Genomic DNA, 21185 nt, shown 5'->3' with positions numbered 1-21185 from the left:
ATTCAGTGCAGGCTCTAAAGACTTCACAAAATACAAGACTCAGTATCGTTCGAACTCGCAGCCCTTCTCATAGGAATCTCCTGCTGGAAGCATGTAGCTCCCCCCGGTCTCATCAAGAGTAAAAAACGACATGACCTGTTGAAGCTGCATTGCCTGCCCGGAAAGCTCCTCGGAGGTTGAGGCCATTTCTTCAGCCGCTGAAGCGTTATGCTGAATAGTTTTATCCAGATCCTGAATAGCACGGTTTATCTGACCAAGCCCTGAGTTCTGCTCCTGACCTGCTGCGGATATCTCCTGAACCAGCTCAGATGTTCTGATTATTTCAGGCAGCAATTCATTTATCATTGTTCCGGCCTGCTCCGCCACTTTAACAGATGAAGATGAAAGCTCACTTATCTCCCCTGCTGCGATGCCGCTGCGTTCAGCCAGCTTGCGTACTTCTGCCGCTACAACTGCGAACCCTTTACCGTGCTCCCCGGCCCGTGCCGCTTCAATAGCCGCATTAAGGGCAAGAAGATTTGTCTGCCGGGCAATCTCTTCGATAATAGATATTTTCTCAGCAATACTTTTCATCGCCACGACGGTTTCCGCAACCGCAGTTCCACTTTTCTGAGCGGAATTGCGACAGACCTCAGCAATTTTTTCCGTCTCCATCGCATTTTCAGCACTCTGACTGACATTGGCGACCATTTGCTCCATAGACGATGAAATCTCTTCAATTGAAGCCGCCTGTTCAGTTGCACCCTGTGAAAGCGTCTCAGAGGAAGCTGAGAGCTCCTGACTGCCTGAGGCGACATTCTCGCCCGCAGAATTTACGTCACCCACAACTCCACGGAGGCGCTCAACCATATCCTGCATTCCCCCGGCAAGGCGGCCAAGCTCATCTTTACGGTCAAGATTTACTGTGCTCGTGAGGTCTCCTCCACTCACCTTATGGACAAAATCGAGACCAATCCTCAAGGGAACAAGAATTCCCCGCGCAATAATAAAAGCCATCAAAATACCTATGACAACGGCGGCGATGCTGACATACAGAATAACCTCCCGTGTTTTTCTGGCCTGCTCAAGCATTGCTTCGTCTGTCATTATATTTTCTGAAACAGAGCGCCTGATATCAGCAAGGGCTGACTTAACCTGATTCAACGCCGGTACAGTAACGGTGGAATAAATTTTAATGGCACTGCGCAATGATTTCATTTTCAGATCATGCCAGGCTATAAGCTGATCAATCTCTTCCAGTACCTCAGCAGCATACTTCTGTGTTTCATTGCTGAAATATTTTTCGGCCAGATCTTTATTGCCGGCAGCAAGCATTGCGTTGATGGTTTTTACGGACTCATGCAGACGGCTATGCGGTTGCAGAATCCCTCGGACATGCTCTGCAAATTCAGTGTCCTTCTCCATGGTTTTTCTGGTTTCCGCAGAGTAAAGCCATTTTCCGAAACTACAGAGCTTGGGATTATCCTGCACTCTGACTGACTCATCACCGCTTAACAGCGAAGACATGATAGTCTCCATCCATTTTAGGTGATCAAGCTCTTTCTCCCGAAGAAAACTGCCAAGATCAGGGTCAACAGCTTTATATTTTCCGAGAATTTCTTTGGCCGAATTATGGAGCCTGCCATGCACGGCTTCTATTCTGGCAAGACCTGGAGCAATTTCAGGGACCAGTTCTTCGGCCTTCTTTCTATCCTCACTATATAGCCATTTTCCGAAAGCACACTTATGCGGATCAGTTTGAAGATCTATTGAATTAATATTGCTGTCTGTAAGCAGCGTATTCAATTTTTCAGACCAGTTCATGTGATCCACAATTTTCTGAGTAAATTCTGCCTTTAATTTATTACCGTCGATAACTTCTCCGGCATCCTGAACAATGCGGCTTATTCCATAAACCGCCCAGACAGAAAGCAGTACCAGCAGTAAAACAACAGAGCCAAAGCCGACTGAGAACTTACAGCCGAGATTCAAATCCTTCCAACCCATCTTTTTTCCCTCATCTTAATCAATTAGTGAACACCCAACCACTTTTTATATTACAATATATTTTTTAATTAGCCAAGCATTCTAATAACATTTTTCATTACATAACTATTAGTTATACTGGTGAATAATTTAATTACTCTGCCAAAAAACCTGCAAACAGCCGTGCCGGAGGCTCTTTCGTACTTGACTAGAGAATCAGGTAATTATACTGGTATGACCAGTCGACAGGCGGCTAACTGGTCCATAAATTCCGTTTGCCTGAAGTTTCCGGCAAGATCTTCGGGCAAACGGAGCCGCCGCGGTTCGCCTGAAGTCATCTTTTTTTTACTTGCTTCCATCCATAAATCCTGCAATCAAAGCTTCAAACTTTAGGCATTTTTCTTTCCAATTCTGATTCAGAGGCTTCAAACAATGTTGACCCCCATAAAAAAGGCCAGAATATCCGAAACAGCTGCTATCCAGCTTGAAGAGTTAATCCGTGGCGGAACTTTCAAGGAAGGAGAAAACCTCCCTTCTGAAAGAAAGCTGATGAAAGAACTTCAGGTTGGACGGGGTTCAGTCAGAGAAGCTCTCAGAATTTTGGAAATTAAAGGATATATTGAAACAAAGCCCGGTATCGGCGCCTTTGTGAAAAGCATTGAGGGAGATATTTTAAGCCCGCTCTCTCCCTGGCTCATGGATAATAAAGAAGCTATCCACCATTTTTTTGAAGTCCGCTATCTGCTTGAACCAAGCGCAGCCGGATTTGCCGCCTCACGCATCACTCCGGAAACAATTGAAGCCCTGAAAAAAAATCTTGAAGAATTCAGGACAGCGGCAGAACAGAATGATCTGACACGGGCTATTCTGAGTGACGCCGAGTTTCACCGTCTTATAGGGAAAGCCACAGGCAACAAAGTTCTCACATCCATTATGGACACCCTGCACCGCACAATGATTGAAGGCTGGAAAGCTTCTCTCAAGGTCCCCCACCGCATTGAAAAAAGCCTTCGCGAGCATACTGAGATTTTGAAAACAATTGAAAACGGTGATGAAAAGACCGCCAGTAAATTAATGCGTGAACATTTGTCACTTGCTCTTGACGATCTGGAAGAACACGGGCTTTAATCACTTTGTCCCTGAGGGATGAAGTGCCACACATTGAAGCTGTTTCTTACAAGGAGTGACAAACGTGCCTATGACAACGGAAGAAAAACATCTTTCCGCTATTTTCGCAGAAGCATTGGATCGGGTTGATCCTTATAAAATCATAACCAATTGCATGAAGCTTGAGGATAATATCCTGAGCGTTCAGGTTCCCGGTGAATTTCTGGAAATCAATCTGACGGAATTCAATAAAATTTTTGTGATCGGAGCCGGGAAAGCAACAGCCAAAATGGCAAAGGCTATTGAAGATATTCTGGGAGACAGAATAGATTGCGGACTTATCTCAGTTAAATACGGGCATACTGAACCCCTGAGCACTATAGAAACTATCGAGGCCGGACATCCTGTTCCTGATGAAAACGGCGTAGAAGCAGCACGCAGGATTGAAGATCTGGCCTGCTCTGCCGATGCCGAGACTCTGGTGATCAACCTGATTTCAGGCGGAGGATCCGCATTGCTGCCCTGCCCGGTCAGAATTGACTGCGGAGACACTAATATTGAAATATCACTTAAAGACAAACAGAAAGTTACAAAAGCCCTGCTGGCCTGCGGGGCGGATATCTCGGAAATCAACTGTATAAGAAAACATCTTTCTGAATTAAAAGGCGGGAAACTGCTGCGCTGCATAAAACCGGCAAGAAGCCTTAACCTTATTCTGTCTGATGTTGTTGGTGATAATCTTGATACTATTGCCTCAGGACTGACCAGCTTTGACCGCAGTACCTATTGCGATGCGCTTTCGATTATAAGCAACTATCAGATTCAGGAACAATTGCCGGCAAAAGTACTCAAAGTTTTAGAGCTTGGCAGCAACGGCAATATTGCCGAGACTCTTAAAGCGGAAGAGTTCAAGGCTGAACGCGCTGATAACGTGCTTATCGGCACCAACCGTATTGCCCTGCTCGGAGCAAAAGACAAGGCCGAAGAGCTGGGCTACGATGTGCGGCTCCTCACTTCCAGACTTACAGGTGAAGCCCATTTTGCGGCAGATCTGCTCTGGGCTGTTGCGCAGGATCAGCGAGACTGGGAGATGGTCGCTAAGAAACCAGCCTGTATCATCATCGGTGGAGAAACCGTTGTGCATGTGAAAGGCCACGGCAAGGGAGGCAGAAATCAGGAGATGGCTCTGAACTTCCTTAAACGCCTTGGACAGGATGAGAAAAACGGATCAGGAATTCATCTGCTTGCAGCATCTACAGACGGTAATGACGGCCCGACCGACGCCGCAGGAGCTTTTGCGGATGCGACTTTGCTGGAAAAATCACGCGCAGCAGGATTATCCATTGCCTCCTATCTAAAAAATAATGACGCCTACAATTTCTTTGCTGAAATTGACGGATTGCATAAAACAGGTCCGACCAATACCAATGTATGTGACATACAAATACTTCTAGTCAATTAGTTACAAAAAACAGGGGGATATAACTATCCCCCTGTTTTTTCATCACTTTAAATAACCCTAACGATAAGAGACGATTATTTAGGTTTAACTTTTTGAAGATTTAAACTCTTATATTATAACAAGTTAAATCAAAAAACATTTTAAAAATTTTCCCAAAACAGCTGCAAACATATCTTATTATCTTGAAAAATAACTTCTAATTTTAATAGCTAACAAGTCATAAATTCGAACAAAAAAAGACGCTCTCCAGCAATGGGAAAGCGTCTTTAGAACAGCTAATTAAGATTCTAAAATTAAGGAAGCGACTAAAGTCCTTCTTCCATATCATTACGCAGATGACCCTGCCCTGTGGATTCCAGAACGGCTCTCCAGTAATCGGAATGTATATTTAATTTTTTCCGCTTCATGGTTACCAGTTCAAGCGGAAGATGGACATATCTGGCCTGTAGCCGGCTGACAACCATACCGGTTTTACCAGCCATGGCCGCATGTACAGCGTGTTGTCCAAGAAATCCGCAATAGACTCTGTCATTGGCATTAGCCGGAACAGAACGGATCAGATAACTGGGATCAATAAATTTCAAGGTGATACTCATGTCCTTCTGCTTAAAATAATCTTTAACCTTGGTTATAAGCAGATCGCAGATATCGCATAGAACAGGATTTCCTGAAGCATCCTTGCGGCCGGTATTTTCGCAAAGCTCCTGCCCTGCTCCTTCCGCGCAGACGATGACCGCATGCTGACGATCTTTAAGCCTTTCCTCAAGGGATTTCAGCAGGCCATGTTCACCGTCAAATTCAAAATTATGTTCAGGAACCAGAACAAAGTTAACATCTTTCAAAGCAAGGGTTGCCTGAGCGGCAATAAAGCCAGATTCTCGGCCCATAAGCTTGACCAGACCAATACCGTTGAAAGCTCCCACAGACTCGACATGAGCACTCTGAATAGCGTCTGTAGCCTTATCCACAGCAGTATCAAACCCGAAAGATTTCGTAACAAAACTGATATCGTTATCAATGGTTTTTGGAACTCCGATCACCGAAATCCTTAAACCACGCTTGGCAATCTCATTAACTATACCTTTAACAGCGCGCATAGTTCCGTCACCACCGATCATAAACAGAATGCTGACATTCATTCTTTCCAGAGCATCAACAATTTCTTCAGGATCCTGAGGTCCGCGTGATGATCCGAGAATTGTTCCGCCGAACTGATGAATATCCGAAACCATTGTCGGAGTGAGTTCAATAATATCATGCCCGTATTTAGGGATGAATCCCTGCAATCCAAACCTGATTCCAAGTACGGAAGGCACTTTGTAGGTATGATAGGCCTCAAGAACTATTGACCGGATGACATCATTGAGTCCCGGACAAAGTCCTCCGCAGGTGACAACTGCACATTTTGTCTTTGAGGGATCAAAATAGGTAAAGGCACGGGGACCGGCTTTTTCAAATTCCAGATACTCTCCTCCGCCTTCCCCGGAATCCATTTCTTCTTCAGCTAAATTAACGAGGGTTTTCTCTTTATCATCAAAAAAAATACAACGTTTGAGCGGTGAAGGTATTTTAGGCTTTCCCAACTCCGGGATTTCAGTATTGATTACTGTCTTTTTTTCTTTTTTTGGCACTGCCTGACCCTCCTTGGGGTTTCCGGAATTTATAAAAATAGCTGACCTGTAAAATATTACTTTGTCAGGGGGAACCATACAGGTTGTTCGGAAGCCAGAATATTCTTTCTTAAAGGAAGTTCCATCGGATGAGGATTAATCTCATCAGAATGAACAACTTCCACCCACCATAAGATGAAGCCTGATCCGGGCACATAACGGCAATTAAGCCTATGCCCGCCTTTCTGGTAGACCCTGTCGAATAATTTAAATTTATTTCTGCCTATCTTATACACTCCGTTTCGTGGTGAGACAACTTTCCAGTCTGAAGAATCGACTTCTTTTAATTCCGCGCCACTGTGCATGTCATAATATCTGGTTTTATGATCGAGGTCACGAACACGTATCATTTTAGCTTCTTTTGAATATTCTACAATAAAAATCGGTTCCTCGTTATGAATAACATATTTCCACAGTTTTCCATTTGAAGAATAAATAAGGTCATGCCCTTTCAAAAAGACAGTCGGTGTAGATTTTACTTGATGGCTATCCGGCTGCACTTTTTCTCTTGAAATAATATTCCAGTATATTTTTCTGCCGTCTTGACGCCTGAGGCAGAGATTATAACCCGAAATTTCAGCCGAAACAAACGGTCCCCCGGAAACATTTTCTGTTTTCAGATGTAAATCATTTCTCATTGCAAGCATTGTAACCCGACCGGTTCCCTGAACTGCAATCATAATCCCCTGAGCAGGAGAATACCCTAGGAAAATAGGTGTCCCCTCCATAGCGGTAATTCTTCTCAAAGGACCTTTAACCGGACCACTATACAGAATATTGAACGCATCGATATAACTTAACCATTCTCCGGTTTCTGAAAGGGCAAGTCTGGTTACAGGGGCTTTTTCAACCTTAAACTGACCCGGAACACGGGTGCAGTTTCTTAAATCATAAACAAAAATTTTATCCGCTGCATTATTGGTAGCCACAAGAAAAGGACTGCCGGGAGCATAACCGATAAATTTAGCCCCTGACGGCGAAGGTAGATGCACTTCCGAGCAATGAAACCGGCTCCATATTTTCATTGTGCCGTCATTAAATGCTGCGGCGAGACCTTTTTCAGTTCCTGCATAAGAACAAACATCTTGCGCAACAGTCAGCGATTTTTTTTCCTTAAAAACGGAAATAAAAAATGTTTCTTCACTATCTTCAGCCGGAGCTTTATATAATTTTTCAGAAGTTAAATAATTATTCCCGGTAACCTCTGACAAATAATTTACTAAAGAATCAACCGTACCATTTTCAGAATATTCCGATATGTTTGCAATATAAGACTCACCAACCGGTGGCCCGGAAAAGAAGTCAGCCCTTGCGACAACAAAAGCTGAAGGGATATATAATGCAATAGCCAGAGCTATAGTCAGAAAACGCGGCATCCTTTTCAAACCCCGGCTACTCTTTCTTTTTACGGTTGACACTTAGCCTTTCAACCACGGACTGGTAATATTCATCTTCGACATCCAGTGACAGTCCTTTACTTCTCATGCCCTTCATTTTGAAAATGAGATAATCCAATTTCTGCATCTGCTGATAACGTTCTTTCTCATCTTCCATCTGTTCAAGAAGATCCAGAGCATTGCTTATATCCTTTCTTATCTGTGCTTCAGGCGGAAGGTAGCCGGCATTTTTCAAGGCTTTGTAGGCCATTCTCAATTCCTGCGGGATAAAAGAATCGTCTTCAAGTTTTAAAGGATTTCCTTTACCTTCAAGGTCATCAAACTCCCCTTTTTCCTGAGACTTTTTAATCCGTTCTTCAGCTACCAGTTCAAAATAAAGCATTTTCTCCTCCGTACCCGTCAGGGTCCAGATCGGTTATAAGCAACAAAATGGAGGCATGACCAAGTACATCAGCTTTTCCAGGTATTAATTTCCGGCTTTGGCCAATCCTTAACAGCCTGAGCAATATCAGCAACAGACGCGGTTGCCGCACCAACCTGACCGACAACAATACCCGCCGCATAATTGGCAAGGACTGTTGAAGTGAGCAGATCATTTCCAGCGGCAATACCCAAGCCAAGAGAAGCGATTACAGTATCACCTGCTCCGGTTACATCAAAGACATTACGCGCAAATGACGGGATATGTCTGACAACTCCCGGAGACTCGAAGAGGGCCATCCCATCAGCCCCAAGGGTAATCAGCAGATGCTCGGAATCAAGTCTTTCAAAAAGCCTTCTGCCAGCCTCAAGAACTTCATCCTGAGACTCAACAGTCATGGATGCGCCCTCACCGGCTTCTTTTGTATTGGGAGTAAGCAGATCAACGCCTTTGTAGAGATCGTAGTTGATAGTTTTAGGATCAACCAGAACCATAGGCGTATGACTGCATTTTTTGAGCAGATTCCAGAACCTTTCAAAAAACTTTTCACTCAAAAGACCTTTCCCGTAATCAGAAAGGATAACGACTCTATAGTCGCATATAGAGCCTTCAAGAAAATCAAAAAGGCTGTCCAGATCATGATCTGGCATCGTTGTGCTGTTTTCATGATCAACTCTCACAATCTGCTGATTATGAGCCATAATTCTGGTTTTCTTTGTAGTTGGACGATCCGAACAATTATAAAGACTGCATGGGATACTGCTCTGCTCACAAAGATCTTTAAAGACTTTACCTTCGGGATCGTCACCCACAAAACCAGTCAGGTGGGGTTCGCCACCTAAGGCGACAATATTTCTGGCAACATTACCGGCACCACCCAGAAGAAAATTTTCCCTGCTCACCCTAACCACGGGGACAGGAGCTTCAGGAGAAATTCTGTTCACCGATCCAATCACATAATGATCGAGCATAACATCACCAATGATCAGGACCTTGTTCCCCTTAAGTGAATTCAGAACATTTAATATTTTTTCAGTAATATCCATAAAATCTACTCTGGTATTTCTTTATATTAATTAAAACTAAACCGGAAATTTTTCCGAATCATCTCAAAACTTCTATCAGAATCAGATCATCATTATCAGATAATCAGGAGCGCAATTCCAAAATAGCAACCAGCCGTTCCAGCTCAACTGAATCTGAATAAGAAATAGTCAGTTTACCTTTTTCTTTGGTGCCTGATATTTTGATTTTTGTTTCAAGATTTTTCTCAAGCCTGTCTCTTAAGGTTTCAAGCTCTTCATCCTTTTCTTTTTTTACCGGCTTCTTTTTTGCTGCTTTTTTCTTATTAGTAGAATTGTCTACAGGGGGAAGTTCTCCATTTTCTTTCCAGAAGGAAGCTTCCTTTTCTGTCTGACGAACGGAATATCCATAAGTCACAATTCTCTCAAAAAGCTCTGCTCTGGCTTCGTCATCGGTTACTGACATCAACGATCTGCCATGTCCGGCGGAAATTTCATTTTTACCAATAGCACTTTGAATATCATCCGGAAGGGATAAAAGACGCATTGAGTTAGCCAGAGCTGAACGGCTTTTACCAACCTGACGCCCTAATTCTTCCTGACTCAAACCAAATTTGCTGGTTAATTCCTGATACCCTTTAGCTTCTTCAATTGGATTTAAATCTTCACGCTGGAGGTTTTCAATCAAAGCTACGGCCATACTTTCAAGGTCGGTCATATCTTTGACCATAGCGGGTATTTCAGTAAGCCCCGCAAGCTTGGAAGCTCTTAAACGTCTTTCACCGGCAACCAGCTCATATTTATTTCTGTCACCGGGAAATGGCCTGACCAGAACAGGCTGCAAAACCCCTTTTGCTTTTATTGATTCGGTGAGCTCCTCCAGAGCTTCAGGAGAGAAATCTTTTCTAGGCTGATTGGGATTTGCGATGACCAGATCAATATCAAGATAACGAACATCCATGGATTTCTCTTTGCCACGGTTCTCTGATGTGCCTCCGCCTAAAAGAGCATCAAGCCCTCTTCCGAGTCCTCTTGTTGCACCTGCCATTTATATCTCCTTAAACTGATCCGTCAAAATCGGATTTTATATTTCATATTTTCTTTGACTTGAACTCCACCGTGGTTAATGTACTTTTGAAAACGTAATTACCTGTGGAGGTTTTATGCCCGATAAAGATAACAACATTACAGAGCTTTTTGATCAAAAGGGAAACCTGATCGGAGCACTGATTACTGCTGAACTGTGGACTAAAATCAAGCCGTCCCTTAAAGAGTATCTTCCAAATCAGGAGCCACCTGAAAAGCCGGAACCCATGGCCGACTGGGAAATACTTAGAGACTACTGGGATTTCCCATACCCGGTAGACATGGATGTCAAATGTGATCATTGTGGAAACCAGACTGATAACTGGCAGGAAGACGAACCCAGAAAGTTCAAACTGACTGTCGCAAATATCGGTGGACTGGTTTCTTACAAATGCTGCAAATGCAAATCCAGAATCAGCAAACGGCATTTCAAAGATGAAATTACTACCGAAACTACTCCCTATCAGGAGAGCAAGGATGCTAATAAAGAAGCATGCTACTGATTCACTTTGTCTCTATTATTTAAAGACCGGCTTTTAGCCGGTCTTTTTTTTCATTTTTTCTCAGTATGTCTTCTAACAACTTCCTGAGCCAGCGAAATATACGCCAAAGCACCATTTGACTTGGCATCATATAAAATTACCGGTTTTCCAAAGCTAGGAGCTTCGGACAATCTCACATTTCTAGGAATTATTGTTTCAAACAAACTATCAGGAAAAGCTTTACGGACTTCGTTTTTAACCTGTCTGGCCAGACGGTTTCTACGGTCGTACATGGTAAGAACGACACCAAGAACTTCAAGATCATTATTAAGGCGTTTTTTGACCAGCTCATAAGTCATCAGAAGCTGAGCAACACCTTCAAGAGCATAATATTCAGTTTGAAGCGGTACCATCAATTCTTTTGCAGCGCAGAGGGCGTTGACTGTTAACAGTCCCAGTGAGGGCGGACAATCAAATATAATATAGTCATACTTCTCATCTATCTTATCTACGAGATCTTTGAGATAATATTCACGCCCCATTTTATCAATCAACTCAATTTCCGCGCCAACAAGATCCTGACTGGCGGGCATAATATCCAGATAAGGCACATCCGTTTTATATATGGCTTCCTCGACGCGATCCGGAGAAAACAAAGCTGTATAAATATTTTCTCTGGAATCACCCGGATAAAAGCCTAGTCCACTGGAAGCGTTACCCTGAGGGTCGCAATCTATCAGGAGAACCTTTTTCTCCATGACAGCCAGCGAAGAAGAAAGATTTATGGATGTTGTTGTTTTTCCGACACCGCCCTTCTGATTTGCAACTACTATTCTTTTGGCCACTTGGAACCATCCTATTCTTTTTTAGCTGGTAAATTGTTTCACGTGAAACACTCAATCTCAGCACACGTCGAATTACAAGATGATAATTAAGATGAAAAAAAATTTAAATCAAGAAATTGCATAAAATATTTGAGAAGTAACTAATAATATTAAATCAACAAGTTAAAAGGAATTAGCACCTAACTTATGGAAAAAATGAAGAAAATAATTATAAGATCATCTGATCATCAAAAAAGGCTGCCACCTGAAAAGTGACAGCCTTTCTAAAAACAATTTCTTATAAAAAACTATAAGTTAACATCATAGTAATTTTTGTACCAGTCAACGAACTTGGCAATACCCTCTTCAACTGTTGTCTCAGGCTTAAAGCCTACATCAGCAACAAGGTCATCAACATTTGCATAGGTAGCAGGGACATCACCGGGCTGGAGGGGCATGAAATTCTTTTCAGCTTTTTTACCGAGCATTTCTTCAAGAACTTCAATGTAACGCATAAGCTTGGTCGGCTGATTGTTACCAATATTATAAATGCGGAACGGAGCACAACTTGTACCGGGGTCAGGATTGGCTCCTGTCCAGTCAGGATTAGGTGTAGCTGTGTTGTTTATTACTCTGCAGACTCCTTCAACAATATCATCAATGAAGGTAAAATCGCGGAGCATATCCCCATTATTAAATACATTGATGGGCTTACCTTCAACAATGGCTTTGGTGAAAAGGAAAAGAGCCATGTCAGGTCTGCCCCAAGGTCCGTAAACGGTGAAGAAACGAAGACCGGTTGTAGGCAGATTATAAAGATGGCTATAGGTATGAGCCATCAGCTCATTAGCTTTTTTTGAGGCTGCGTATAAACTGATAGGATGGTCAACATTGTCATGGACACTAAAAGGCATGGAAGTATTGAGTCCGTAAACGGAGCTGGATGAAGCATAGACAAAATGCTTAACCCCATTATGACGGCAGCCTTCAAGAAGGTTTACAAATCCCACAATATTGGAATCCACATAAGCGTGAGGATTGACAAGTGAGTAACGTACTCCGGCCTGTGCTGCGAGATTCATTACATGAGTGAATTTATGCTCGGCAAAAAGATCGGCAATGGCTTCACGATCAGCCATATCAAGATAAGCAAAAGTAAAATTATCATGATCTTCAATCTGCTTAAGTCTATCTTTTTTAACCTGAACATCATAATAATCATTAAGAATATCCAGACCCACTACTTCATGACCTTCAGCCAAAAGCCGTCTGGAAAGATGAAAGCCGATAAAACCGGCTGCTCCTGTTACAAGAATTTTCATTCGTCTATACTCTCTTGAGGTGTTTTATTTTCAACGTTCCTCTCTCCCATAAGCGGTGCCACCACTTTCAAAAGATCAATCGGAAGAGGAATAACTGTGTTAGCCTTACCATCTGAAGTCATCTCTTTTAATGTCTGCAGATAACGCAATTGGAGAGCTTCAGGATGGCGCGAAATTATTTCAGCCGCATCAGCAAGCTTGGACGCTGCCTGATATTCACCAGTCGCACTGATAACTTTAGCACGGCGTTCACGTTCGGCTTCAGCCTGCTGAGCCATGGCACGCTGCATTTCCTGTGGAAGATCAATATATTTCAACTCTACAGTTGTAACTTTGATTCCCCAGGGATCGGTATGAATATCAAGAATCTCCTGAATTTCGTTATTAAGTTTTTCACGCTTAGAAAGGAGATCGTCAAGCTCGACGCTACCACATACGCTACGCAAGGTGGTTTGGGCAAGCTGAGAAGTGGCGAATAAATAATCCTCCACCTCAATTATGGACTTGATAGGCTCGACAACTCTGAAATAAATAACCGCATTAACCTTGATGCTGACGTTGTCTTTGGTGATAACATCCTGATTAGGAACATCCAGAGTAAGAATTCTAAGAGAGACTTTAACCATTTTATCAATTATCGGAATCAGGATTATCAGTCCGGGACCTTTAGCTTTTATTACTCTTCCAAGCCTGAAGATAACACCACGCTCATATTCATTGAGCACCTTGAGCGAGGTGAACAGAAACAATAAAACAAAAATAGAAATCGGGATTAGAAAGTTCATATTAAACTCCTCATGTTTAAGAATTGCTCATAACTTTTTTATGGACAATAAGTTTAAGCCCGTCAGCCTTATCAACAACTACAGGATCACCTGTTTTAAAAGTTAAAATCTCAGGACCTGAAGCTTCCCATATTTCTCCCCGAACCATAACTTTTACTTTTTTACCATCAGAAAAACTAACACGACCTTCGAGCCCGGACATGGATTCAAGACCTGAAACCGGCTTGCGCAACTGGGATTTTGTTACAAGGTAAATCAATAATCCCGCAAAAGCTGAAAAGGAAAACACAGTGGAAACAATAGATAATATCGGAATGTCATACACCTGACCTCCTTCATAAAGTATCAGAGAACCAACAAAAAGACTGATGACAGCCGCAATGCTCAAAAGACCGTAACTGGCAATATAGATTTCTAAAATAAAAAGGACAGCTCCGAAAATAATCAGCAGCAATCCGGCTGCATTTGTAGGAAGAATAGACATTGCATAGAGCGAAGTGAACAGACAGAATCCACCTATAACTCCGGGAAAAACCGCTCCGGGATGTGAAAGTTCGAAAAACAATCCGATAATCCCGCCCATCAAAAGGAAATATGCTATCTGCGGGTCAAGAAGCCATGAAAGAATACCATATCTGAACCCCGGACTATAATGATCTACAACAACTTTATCCACATCAAAGAAGATTATCTTACCTCTGGACGGCAAGCCCATTTTCCCTATTTTATCTAAAAAATCATGGGTGTTAGAGGCTATCATATCAACCACATTCAATTTAAGGGCGTCATTTGCATCTATACTTACGCCTTTATTCACAGCAGCGGAATACCAGTCTGAATTACGGCCTCTCTTTTTAGCTATGCTTGAAATAAAACTTGAAAAATCATTTCTAACTTTAATTTTCATGCTTTCCTTCAGATCTTCACCATTACCGGAAACAGGAATAGCCGCACCTATATTAGTTCCCGGAGCCATGGCAGCTAACTCAGCGGATGCAACAATAAATGCTCCGGCGGATGCGGCATGAGCTCCTGAAGGTCCTACCCAGATACAAACAGGAACAGGAGATGAAAAAATACGTTTAACAATTCTGCGCATAGAGTCACCAAGACCACCCGGTGTATCCAATCTAATCAGGATAATATCATAATCATTTGAAACAGCTCTATCGACAAGATCATCCACTAAAGAAACCTGAGCAGGACTTATGGAACCTTGAATTTCAGCGGATAATACCCTCGCAGATTCAGCAGAAAAGCACATTGAAGAAAAGGTGATGATTGATAATATGATAATTATCAGAATGAGCATAGATTTTTTCAGGTAAATCATAAAATCACCTCTGGAATTTTAATATTTGAAATATCAAATTCCACTATGCCAAATAGAAATGAATTTTGAAAGCTATGAACGTGGATATATAAAAGAAGAAAGTGACTATAAAAATTAGTTCACCGATAAAACTTAAAACAAAGGAAGTCTTAAAAGAGGGGTTGCCAGCAGGAGATGTTCATCACCGCCAAGCTTCTTCATAAAATCAGGATCGCTTAAAGTGACAATCTGAACTTCTTCATAAAACAGGGTTGATACATTTTTATCAGCTTGAGGAAGAATAATATCCTGAGTTTTTTCTCCAAAACAGGCTACAAACTTGACTCCGAAATGATGCACCCCTTTCCAGAAAAGTTCTGGCTCAGGCTTATTTTCATTATTCACAATACGTGAGCAGGGCCAAAAAGAAATACTGCCCTTGGGAAGCCCCATGTGAACAATAAGAGACTGAAAAAGTTTCCTTCTCTCAGGGTCTGCCTGCCCGGAAAGATCATGTGCAAGGTCAAAGTAAGTCCAAAGTATCTGGACATTTGAAGCTACTCTGGGAGCAAGTTTGCTGAAAGGTTCAGGCCAGTCAATCAGATTGGAGCAGGCTGCTCCGGCTTGAGGTTTATTATCTGACAAAGGCTTGCGGCTAACAGGTTTACGCATCCCGCCATTGAGATTGCGGTTTTCAGTTCCTGCCTGCCCCCCATGTGGCGAGTACTTCCCTGAATTTAACTGATCATGGTGGCCTTTGAATGATGAGGAGTCTCCCCCACCAAGTGATTCAGTTTTATTTATATGATGATCGACCTGAGAATTATTAGGTCTTGTGGACCCGGCACCTTGAGCTTTTGCCTGTCCAGCCTGAGAATTATCATGAGCTGAAGGAACAGGGGGGACACTTTTTTCAGCACGAGCGTTAGGCTTAGATGCTGGCGCAGAAGTGGACGCAGGAGCAGAAAAAACCTGTTCCGGAAGATTATCACGGAACAGGAGTTGTAAGCCGCTTTGGTACCACGGTCTCATAAATTCAGGTATATTCAGACCTGCTGAAGGAGATCCCATATTCGCCACGCTATTTCTGTCTTTGGCAGATCAGGCCATTCCTCACTTCTGCCGTTTTTATCATATACATAAACCGAATTGGTAACGGACTTGAAGCCCGCTCCGGGTTTATTTACAGGGTTGGCGACAATGAGGTCAAGGTTTTTAGCATGCAGCTTTTTTTGAGCTGACTGCTCAATATTCTGGGTCTCGGCCGCAAAGCCTATCAGCTGCTGTGATTCCTTTTTCATGGAACCGAGTGTTTTTAAAATATCCCGGTTTGGTGAAAAAGATACAGTCAGATTATCAGCACCCTCTTTTTTAAACTTATGCTCACCATGCGGAACAGGCTTAAAATCGGCAACAGCTGCGCTCAGGCATCCGATATCCATATCAGGCCAGCGTGAAGTGGCTGCCTCGAACATCTGATCAGCACTATCAACTTTGACAACTTTAATATCAGCCGGAAACCACCAGTCAACCGGGCCGCTGACAACAGTAACATCAGCTCCCCTCAGCCAGGCAGCCATTGCGATGGAAGCACCCATCAGACCGGAAGAAGGATTGCTCCAGAAACGGACTGCATCCCATTTCTCCCTTGTAGGTCCTAAAGTGATCAGAACTTTTTTGCCGCTAAGATCATCAGGGGCAACAGTTCTAAGTGTCTCGCAAAAGATAGCTTCAAGCGGAGCAAGTCTGCCACTGCCGTGATCACCACAGGCGACATCACCACAGTCGGGACCGATAAATTTAACCCCTCTCCTGCGCAGAACGTCACAATTCTCCACAGTGGCGGCAGCATTCCACATCCTTGGATTCATAGCCGGAGCTACGAGCATAGGACCGTCAAAAGCCAGCGCCTGACAGCTTAAAATTTCATTTGCAAGCCCATAAGTGATATTTGCAAGGGTTGAAGCCGAAGCCGGAGCAATGAGCATAGCATCGGCAGCCTGACCCGGCTCCAGATGTCCGAAGACATCATCACCCACAGGAAACATTTTTTCCCAGACCTTATAGGCACCAAGGGCCTCAAAACTGAGGCCCCTGATAAATTCCTGTGCTCCGGATGTGAGAGTGACACTGACCTCCAAGCCACACTTTTTGAACATTCTAAGAAGTTCAAGCGACTTAAAGGCGGCGATACTTCCGGTCACACCAAGGTGGACCCTCTTACCGGAAAAAGTATTAAAATAAAGATGATTATTCATTTACTGGATGGATTGTTCGTTAAAGGAACCTGTTCCGGCAGAACCTGAGCCTGCGCGTGCTTCAGCTTTAAGCTCAACAGCATAAATCTCTACTTCGGTATTATAGGTACCGTCGTTAACCCTGATCATGCAACTCTTATAAGGTTTTTTAAATACAAGAGTAGAAACTGAAGAAATAATAGAATTTTCTTTTACCCAATTATCTTTGGCCATCTGATTTACAAAAAAATCGATAAGGCTGGAAACCTCAACACGACCTTTCATAACAATCATTCCGGTTTTGAATTCAGCATTTTCATAAATAAATGTTTTGTCAGGCACTCTGCTAAGCTCATTAGGAACAGCAATATCATCAAACTCTGTATAAGGAACAAACTCCTCATACTGCTCTGAGGCTCCCGGAGAAGAAACCGTAGCGGGATCACCGGAAGAAGAAGTACCTGTAGTCATGCAGCCGAAAAGACCTGAAATAAGCATAACTACGAGAAATGCTTTGAATAAATAACGCATAAGTCCTCCTGAAAAAATATTTCAAAAAATTTGGGTACTCTAGTTTAGACTTTTTCTACAACAGCAAAAATAAAACATCAATAAAAGATAAAGAGTTCATGATCGGGAGACGAAAATTTGATTCCGGCGGAGCTGCTAAGATCATAAAAAGTAGAAAAAATCAAAAAAAGAAAATCAGGATTGAATTTTCTTGATTTTATCAAGGAAATACTTTTCCATCTCCCGCCTGTCGCGGCGAAGCCGGATAAGCTCTGTTTCCATAACTTCAAGCTTACGGCGCAGAGTTGAATTCTCCTGTGCAAGATCTGATGTAGCCTCTTCAAGTTCTGAATCTTTCTGCCTCAAGGCTTCAGTTCTTCCCTCGAATTCTTCGGTCATGGCTTTATAATCAAGCTGTGGGAGTTCCTTCATCTTTTTCTGACTTCTGGCAAGAAGGATGAACGCACGTTTCAGTTTTGCAATATCACAGCGCTGATCTTCAATAATTTCTTTCTGATCAGCAATAACTTCAAGACTTTTACTCATGCGTTCCATAAGGCCGGAAAAAGCCTCGCCCAGTTCAAGTTGACCGGCAACCGCCGGCTGCACGGAAACACTGCGCTCATTAGGGCTGACCTCTATGGTGCGGGGATATTCGCTTTTCAGCTTTTCCTCAATTTCAGTCGTAACAAGCCCATCATTATAAAGGGTTACGATACGCTGAAAAATGGCAATGACAGAGTCAGGGTACTTGGTTACTCTACCCATCTTCCTGCTTGGTAGGAAATCTTTAAAAAGAGAAGCATACCGTCGCGCTGTCGGAGCAGGAATACCAGTTATTTTTGAAATTTCGGCTACTGAAATCCAGTTCATGGCATTAGTCCCGGGCTGTGATCAATGTGAAAATTAAACTTTTGCCACTATGGAATTATTACGCTCCACAACTGGCAAAAAAAGACTTTTTCCCGATAAGATGAATGATCCTTACCAGATTATCATCAATAAAGAAAATCTAAAAATGAACAATATACCAACTGATTTTGATTTAGAAAGTTACAATTTCCCTCTTCCAGAAGAACTAATAGCACAGACTCCGGCATCCAGCAGAGATCATTCCAAACTCATGGTTCTGGATAAAGAATCAGGAGAAACAAGCATAAAATCATTTTATGACTTTCCAGACCTGATTCCCGAAGGCTCACTTCTGGTAGCCAATAACTCCAAAGTTATACCTGCAAGAATTTTCGGCAGGAAGCATACTGGAGGCAAAGTTGAATTTCTTCTGCTGACACCTATCCCGCTCATAAGTGTATCAGCCATTGCTGACGGATATGAGGCCGAGGCCAAAGGACTTCTGAGGGCGTCCAAAGGTCCGCGCAAAGGAGAAATCATTACCTTTGATCACGGTCTCTCACTGGAAGTTATGGAAAAAGGAGAATTCGGTCTCTCAAAAGTCCGGCTCAACTGGAAGGGAGATCTTAAAACTATTTTTGAAGAATGTGGAAAAATCCCCCTCCCGCCATATATCCGCAGGGATGCCGATAAGACTGATACCGAGCGCTATCAGACCCTGTATGCAAACGACAGCAAGGCCGGTTCTGTAGCCGCACCCACTGCCGGGTTGCATTTTTCACAGGATGTTGACAGACGGCTTGCTGAAAAAGGTATTAAAAGAGTCGAAGTGACCCTGTATGTCGGCTATGGAACCTTCAGCCCGGTCAGGGTTAAGGATATTCGTGAACACGGGATGCATAAAGAGTATATTGAAATCTCTGAGAATACAGCTGAAAGCATAGTAAAAGCCAAAGAAGAAGGACGTCAGGTCATAGCTGTCGGTACAACTTCGGCACGAACTCTTGAAGGTGCATTCAGAGAGACCGGTAAAATATCCGCTTTCAAAGGTGAAACGGACATCTTCATCTACCCCGGATATAAATTCAATGTAGTTGAAAGGATGCTGACAAACTTTCATCTTCCGGAATCATCACTGATCATGATGATCTCAGCTCTTGCAGGGCGTGAAAAAGTACTCGCGGCCTATGAAAAAGCAATAATGAACAGGCTGAGATTCTTTTCATACGGCGATGCTATGTTTATTCGTTGAATCATTAAAAAGCTTAAATTTTGAATGATTTGAAATTTGCAAGCTTACACTTTTGGTTATAAGATTTACAAATTATGTGATAATGGACCATAAATTACACATACAGGGTTGATTTAAAGGGATACTTATCCCCTACCGGCAGAGCCGGGTTACTAATGTACACGGAACAGGAGTAAAGGATGTCCCGCATAGAAGTTTTGGAAGAACAGTGTAAGGGCTGTCTGCTCTGCACTACTGTCTGTCCAAAAGAAATTATAAGGCAATCCGAGCGTTTCAATCATCATGGCTATAAAGTAGCCGAGGTTCCAGCTGAAGACATGGAAAAATGCATCGGCTGCTCTTCATGTGCCATGATGTGTCCGGATATCGCTATCAGGGTCTACAGGACCGTGAAGCCGAAAGGAGAAACTAAAGATGCCTAACAGTGAAAGAATCTTTATTAAAGGAAACGAAGCAATAGCACGCGGAGCAATAGCCGCAGGATTAAAATGCTATTTCGGTTATCCCATAACTCCGCAAAATGATATTCCAGAGTTTATGTCTGCTGCTCTTCCTGCCATAGGTGGAGAATTTGTGCAGGCAGAAAGCGAAGTTGCAGCATCCAACATGCTCATCGGCGCAGCAGCCACCGGAACAAGATGTATGACATCATCTTCAAGTCCGGGAATATCACTTAAACAGGAAGCCATATCATACCTCGCTGGAAGCCAGCTTCCGGCTGTCGTTGTCAATATGACCAGAGGCGGACCGGGTCTTGGAGATATCGGTCCGAGTCAGGGTGACTATTTTCAGTCTGTCAAAGGCGGAGGCCATGGTGATTACCGCATGCTGGTAATTGCTCCGAGCACCTGTCAGGAAGCATACGATACAGCCATCAAAGCATTCGACCTTGCATATAAATACCGCAATCCGGTTATGATTCTGGGTGATGCCATTCTTGGGCAGATGAAAGAGCCTGTCACAACATGGACACCTGATCATATAGATGATCACAATTCAGACAACTGGTGCCTGACAGGAGCTGACGGCAGGGATTCACATATCCTTAGATCTCTGTTCCTCGGTGAAGGTGAGCTTGCAGCCCACAACATAATGCTTGAAAAAAAATACAAAAGCATGGAAGCCGAGATTGATCAGGAAATGTTCGAGTGTGAAGACGCAGAGCTTATTGTAGTTGCTTACGGTTCCATCGGCAGAATAGTTAAAAGTACAATCCGCAATCTCAGGAAAAAAGGATACAAAGTAGGCCTGTTCCGGCCGATAACTCTTTACCCGTTCCCCTCGGAAGCAATGAAAAAACTTGCTCTGGCCGGGAAAAAATTCCTTACAATAGAACACAACCTCGGACAGATGGTTGAAGATGTCAGACTGAGCATACGCACAATTACCGACTCCGACTTCTTCGGCTTCTATCCCGGCAACCTGCCTACCCCGGATGATTTTGAAGACCCCATACTCAAAAGCATGGGAGGAAAATAA

At 43.1% G+C, this 21185-nt stretch carries 21 protein-coding genes; 6 read left to right on the top strand and 15 right to left on the bottom strand.

The features are described 5' to 3' along the window. Window positions 1–39: 39 nt before the first annotated feature. Together G496_RS0105150 and G496_RS21550 are read right to left on the bottom strand one after the other, a co-directional pair. Window positions 40–1986, bottom strand: coding sequence for a methyl-accepting chemotaxis protein (locus G496_RS0105150; RefSeq protein WP_027178343.1), 1947 nt, complete (start codon window positions 1984–1986; stop codon window positions 40–42). 203 nt (window positions 1987–2189) lie between these two features. Further along, a complete protein-coding gene (locus G496_RS21550) occupies window positions 2190–2324 on the bottom strand; it encodes a hypothetical protein (protein ID WP_281171254.1) in 135 nt (44 codons plus the stop codon). Between the two features lie 73 nt (window positions 2325–2397). Between G496_RS21550 and G496_RS0105140 the strand changes: the two genes are divergently transcribed. Together G496_RS0105140 and G496_RS0105135 are read left to right on the top strand one after the other, a co-directional pair. Next, window positions 2398–3093 (top strand): FadR/GntR family transcriptional regulator, encoded by a 696-nt coding sequence (locus G496_RS0105140; protein ID WP_027178342.1) that lies wholly within the window; start codon window positions 2398–2400, stop codon window positions 3091–3093. A 70-nt stretch (window positions 3094–3163) separates the two neighbouring features. Beyond that, complete coding sequence (locus G496_RS0105135) at window positions 3164–4534, top strand: glycerate kinase type-2 family protein (protein ID WP_027178341.1); 1371 nt, start codon at window positions 3164–3166, stop codon at window positions 4532–4534. 305 nt (window positions 4535–4839) lie between these two features. Here G496_RS0105135 and G496_RS0105130 read toward each other — a convergent pair whose 3' ends face one another. The 5 genes from G496_RS0105130 to G496_RS0105110 form a co-directional block, all read right to left on the bottom strand. Beyond that, window positions 4840–6165 carry an ATP-dependent 6-phosphofructokinase gene (locus G496_RS0105130; protein ID WP_034632472.1) on the bottom strand — a complete coding sequence of 442 codons (1326 nt, stop codon included), beginning with the start codon at window positions 6163–6165 and terminating at the stop codon, window positions 4840–4842. Between the two features lie 56 nt (window positions 6166–6221). Next, on the bottom strand, window positions 6222–7580 hold the full coding sequence (locus G496_RS0105125) for a hypothetical protein (RefSeq protein WP_027178339.1): 1359 nt from the start codon (window positions 7578–7580) through the stop codon (window positions 6222–6224). A gap of 16 nt (window positions 7581–7596) precedes the next feature. Next, window positions 7597–7983 (bottom strand): DnaJ family domain-containing protein, encoded by a 387-nt coding sequence (locus G496_RS0105120; protein WP_027178338.1) that lies wholly within the window; start codon window positions 7981–7983, stop codon window positions 7597–7599. A gap of 68 nt (window positions 7984–8051) precedes the next feature. After that, window positions 8052–9068, bottom strand: a complete 1017-nt coding sequence (rfaE1, locus tag G496_RS0105115) for a D-glycero-beta-D-manno-heptose-7-phosphate kinase (RefSeq protein ID WP_027178337.1) — start codon at window positions 9066–9068, stop codon at window positions 8052–8054. Between the two features lie 103 nt (window positions 9069–9171). Next, window positions 9172–10092, bottom strand: coding sequence for a ParB/RepB/Spo0J family partition protein (locus G496_RS0105110; protein ID WP_027178336.1), 921 nt, complete (start codon window positions 10090–10092; stop codon window positions 9172–9174). Window positions 10093–10207: 115 nt separating this feature from the next. Between G496_RS0105110 and G496_RS0105105 the strand changes: the two genes are divergently transcribed. Beyond that, complete coding sequence (locus G496_RS0105105) at window positions 10208–10633, top strand: hypothetical protein (protein WP_027178335.1); 426 nt, start codon at window positions 10208–10210, stop codon at window positions 10631–10633. 50 nt (window positions 10634–10683) lie between these two features. Here G496_RS0105105 and G496_RS0105100 read toward each other — a convergent pair whose 3' ends face one another. From G496_RS0105100 to G496_RS0105065, 8 genes are all read right to left on the bottom strand, one after another. Continuing rightward, the gene (locus G496_RS0105100) at window positions 10684–11457 is read right to left on the bottom strand and encodes a ParA family protein (RefSeq protein ID WP_027178334.1); all 774 of its coding nucleotides are present in this window, start codon (window positions 11455–11457) and stop codon (window positions 10684–10686) included. Window positions 11458–11744: 287 nt separating this feature from the next. Next, window positions 11745–12758: an NAD-dependent epimerase gene (locus tag G496_RS0105095; RefSeq protein WP_027178333.1), complete on the bottom strand. Its 1014-nt coding sequence runs from the start codon at window positions 12756–12758 to the stop codon at window positions 11745–11747. Continuing rightward, window positions 12755–13543 carry a slipin family protein gene (locus G496_RS18885; protein WP_034632430.1) on the bottom strand — a complete coding sequence of 263 codons (789 nt, stop codon included), beginning with the start codon at window positions 13541–13543 and terminating at the stop codon, window positions 12755–12757. The genes G496_RS0105095 and G496_RS18885 overlap by 4 nt, the downstream gene beginning before the upstream one ends. Before the next feature lie 16 nt (window positions 13544–13559). Further along, entirely contained in the window at window positions 13560–14876 is a 1317-nt protein-coding gene (locus tag G496_RS18880; protein ID WP_051294839.1) for an NfeD family protein, read from the bottom strand. A 132-nt stretch (window positions 14877–15008) separates the two neighbouring features. Further along, entirely contained in the window at window positions 15009–15926 is a 918-nt protein-coding gene (locus G496_RS0105080) for a hypothetical protein (RefSeq protein ID WP_027178332.1), read from the bottom strand. Next, entirely contained in the window at window positions 15902–17113 is a 1212-nt protein-coding gene (coaBC, locus tag G496_RS0105075) for a bifunctional phosphopantothenoylcysteine decarboxylase/phosphopantothenate--cysteine ligase CoaBC (RefSeq protein WP_027178331.1), read from the bottom strand. The genes G496_RS0105080 and coaBC overlap by 25 nt, the downstream gene beginning before the upstream one ends. Beyond that, on the bottom strand, window positions 17114–17623 hold the full coding sequence (locus G496_RS0105070) for a lipoprotein (protein ID WP_027178330.1): 510 nt from the start codon (window positions 17621–17623) through the stop codon (window positions 17114–17116). It lies immediately after the preceding gene. A gap of 174 nt (window positions 17624–17797) precedes the next feature. Then, complete coding sequence (locus G496_RS0105065; RefSeq protein ID WP_027178329.1) at window positions 17798–18475, bottom strand: MerR family transcriptional regulator; 678 nt, start codon at window positions 18473–18475, stop codon at window positions 17798–17800. Window positions 18476–18620: 145 nt separating this feature from the next. Here G496_RS0105065 and queA point away from each other — a divergent pair, with 145 nt between their 5' ends. From queA to G496_RS0105050, 3 genes are all read left to right on the top strand, one after another. Further along, a complete protein-coding gene (gene queA / locus G496_RS0105060) occupies window positions 18621–19706 on the top strand; it encodes a tRNA preQ1(34) S-adenosylmethionine ribosyltransferase-isomerase QueA (protein WP_027178328.1) in 1086 nt (361 codons plus the stop codon). A gap of 179 nt (window positions 19707–19885) precedes the next feature. Then, window positions 19886–20128 carry a ferredoxin family protein gene (locus tag G496_RS0105055; RefSeq protein WP_027178327.1) on the top strand — a complete coding sequence of 81 codons (243 nt, stop codon included), beginning with the start codon at window positions 19886–19888 and terminating at the stop codon, window positions 20126–20128. Next, window positions 20121–21185 (top strand): 3-methyl-2-oxobutanoate dehydrogenase subunit VorB, encoded by a 1065-nt coding sequence (locus tag G496_RS0105050; protein ID WP_027178326.1) that lies wholly within the window; start codon window positions 20121–20123, stop codon window positions 21183–21185. Before G496_RS0105055 ends, G496_RS0105050 begins: the two co-directional genes overlap by 8 nt.

It is taken from the genome of Maridesulfovibrio bastinii DSM 16055, from assembly GCF_000429985.1.
Lineage (GTDB): Bacteria > Desulfobacterota > Desulfovibrionia > Desulfovibrionales > Desulfovibrionaceae > Maridesulfovibrio > Maridesulfovibrio bastinii.
Note: the sequence above shows the minus strand (reverse complement) of the source record. Positions and strands in the feature narration are given on the sequence as shown.